Annotated in this window: 1 rRNA gene; it reads left to right on the forward strand. The window is 49.8% G+C overall.

Going from position 1 to position 3021, the window contains the following annotated elements:
- Positions 1–189 precede the first annotated feature (189 nt).
- Positions 190–3021, forward strand: a 23S ribosomal RNA gene (locus DWW60_RS09430); the annotation flags it as partial.

Genomic DNA, 3021 nt, shown 5'->3' on the forward strand with positions numbered 1-3021 from the left:
TTATAAGTTTATAATAAGCCATTAATAATTAACAAGACATCAATAACCAAAAGATAGGTAAACAAAGCTAGAAATAGCAAATTGTAAGCAGCGAGCTGCTTACTAACCTAAAATCTGCAAAGCAGATTTTGGTATATCTTAAAGCTTTTTAGAAAGAGACCACAACACATCAAGCTACGTGTGTTGTAAGGTTAAGTTAGAAAGAGCGCAGGGTGGATGCCTTGGCACTGAGAGCCGATGAAAGACGTGATAAGCTGCGATAAGCTGCGGCAAGAAGCAAATATTCAATGAACCGCAGATTTCTGAATGGGGAAACCTGGCTGAGCAAACCTCAGTCGTCCTATACTGAATACATAGGTATAGGTCGGGAACCTCCTGAACTGAAACATCTAAGTAGGGAGAGGAAGAGAAAGAAACATCGATTCTGTTAGTAGCGGCGAGCGAAAGCGGAAGAGCCCAAACCGGAGTGCGTGCACTCCGGGGTATGGACTGCAACATGGCAGTGTGAATGATAGCAGAAGGGTCTGGGAAGTCCCGCCAAAGAGAGTGAAAGCCTCGTATGCGAAATCATGAGCGCGCCTAGCAGAATCCGGAGTACCACGAGACACGAGAAACCTTGTGGGAAGGCGGAGGGACCACCCTCCAAGGCTAAATACTACTCAGTGACCGATAGCGCATAGTACTGTGAAGGAAAGGTGAAAAGGACCCCGGGAGGGGAGTGAAAGAGAACCTGAAACCCTGTGTTTACAAGCTGTGGAACTACGTTAAGGTAGGACCGCGTACTTTTTGTAGAACGGTCCGGCGAGTTTCTTGTACCGGCAAGGTTAAGCACTTAAGGTGCGGAGCCGAAGTGAAAGCAAGTGTTAACAGCACGCATAAGTCAGTACAAGAAGACCCGAAACCGGGTGATCTACCCATGTCCAGGTTGAAGTCGCCGTAAAAGGCGATGGAGGACCGAACGCACATCCGTTGAAAAGGGTGGCGATGAGGTGTGGGTAGGGGAGAAATTCCAATCGAACCCGGAGATAGCTGGTTCTCCTCGAAATAGCTTTAGGGCTAGCCTCGTATTAGTCTTGCGGAGGTAGAGCACTGAATATCCTAGGGGGCGTCAAAGCTTACCGAAGATTATCAAACTCCGAATGCCGCGTAGATGATGTACGGGAGTCAGACTGCACGAGATAAGTTGGGTAGTCAAAAGGGAAAGAGCCCAGACCACCAGCTAAGGTCCCAAAGTGCGTGTTAAGTGGTAAAGGATGTGGGATTTCGAAGACAACTAGGATGTTGGCTCAGAAGCAGCCATACATTCAAAGAGTGCGTAATAGCTCACTAGTCGAGAGGTCCTGCGCCGAAAATGTCCGGGGCTAAAACACGACACCGAAGCTGTGGATCCGAAAGGATGGTAGAGGAGCATTCTTAAGTCGACGAAGCTGTACTGTAAGGAGCAGTGGAGAGTTAAGAAGAGAGAATGCCGGAATGAGTAGCGAGATTTAAGTGAGAATCTTAAAGGCCGAATATCTAAGGTTTCCAGGGTAAAGCTGATCTTCCCTGGGTAAGTCGGGGCCTAAGGCGAGGGCGAGAGCCGTAGTCGATGGATAACAGGTTGAAATTCCTGTACTGCTTATGAACAGAACTGTGGGGACGCAGAAGGAGAGCACGAGCCGGAAATGGAAAAGCCGGTACAAGCGTATAGCAGTCATGCAGGCAAAACCGCATGAAAAATGTAAAGCGTTATGTGGATCGAACATTAGTAGAGAAGCGTGTGAGCCAGCTGCCAAGAAAAGCCGCTATTGTTTCATAAGTACCCGTACCGTAAACCGACACAGGTGGATGAGGAGAGAATCCTAAGGCCGGCGGGAGAAGTGTTGTTAAGGAACTCGGCAAAATGACTCCGTAACTTCGGGAGAAGGAGTGCCACAGAGATGTGGCCGCAGAGAAATGGCCCAAGCAACTGTTTAGCAAAAACACAGGTCTATGCAAAACCGAAAGGTGAGGTATATGGGCTGACGCCTGCCCGGTGCTGGAAGGTTAAGAGGAGAGGTTAGAGCAATCGAAGCTTTGAATTTAAGCCCCAGTAAACGGCGGCCGTAACTATAACGGTCCTAAGGTAGCGAAATTCCTTGTCGGGTAAGTTCCGACCCGCACGAAAGGCGTAATGATTTGGGCACTGTCTCAACAACACACCCGGTGAAATTGAAATACCAGTGAAGATGCTGGTTACCTGCGCCAGGACGGAAAGACCCCATGGAGCTTTACTCCAGTTTGATACTGGGATTCGGTACTGTCTGTACAGGATAGGTGGGAGGCTAGGAAATGGTGACGCCAGTTGCCATGGAGCCAACCTTGGGATACCACCCTTACAGTACTGGGTTTCTAACCTGCAGCCGTAACCCGGCTGGGGGACAATGTCTGACGGGGAGTTTGACTGGGGCGGTCGCCTCCGAAAGAGTATCGGAGGCGCTCAAAGGTTCCCTCAGAACGGTTGGAAACCGTTCGAAGAGTGCAAAGGCAGAAGGGAGCTTGACTGCGACACCGACGGGTGGAGCAGATACGAAAGTAGGACTTAGTGATCCGGTGGTATAAAGTGGGATTGCCATCGCTCAACGGATAAAAGCTACCCTGGGGATAACAGGCTTATCACTCCCAAGAGTTCACATCGACGGAGTGGTTTGGCACCTCGATGTCGGCTCATCGCATCCTGGAGCTGTAGCAGGTTCCAAGGGTTGGGCTGTTCGCCCATTAAAGCGGTACGCGAGCTGGGTTCAGAACGTCGTGAGACAGTTCGGTCCCTATCCGGCGTGGGCGTAGGATATTTGAGAGGAGCTGTCCTTAGTACGAGAGGACCGGGATGGACAAACCTCTGGTGTATCTGTTGTTTTACCAAAGGCATGGCAGAGTAGCCAAGTTTGGCAGGGATAAACGCTGAAGGCATCTAAGCGTGAAGCCCCCCTCAAGATAAGATATCCCATCTTCGGAGTAAGACCCCTTGAAGACTACAAGGTTGATAGGCTTTGTGTGTAAGTG

The organism is Coprococcus sp. AF16-22, assembly GCF_003461545.1.
Classification (GTDB): domain Bacteria; phylum Bacillota; class Clostridia; order Lachnospirales; family Lachnospiraceae; genus Coprococcus; species Coprococcus aceti.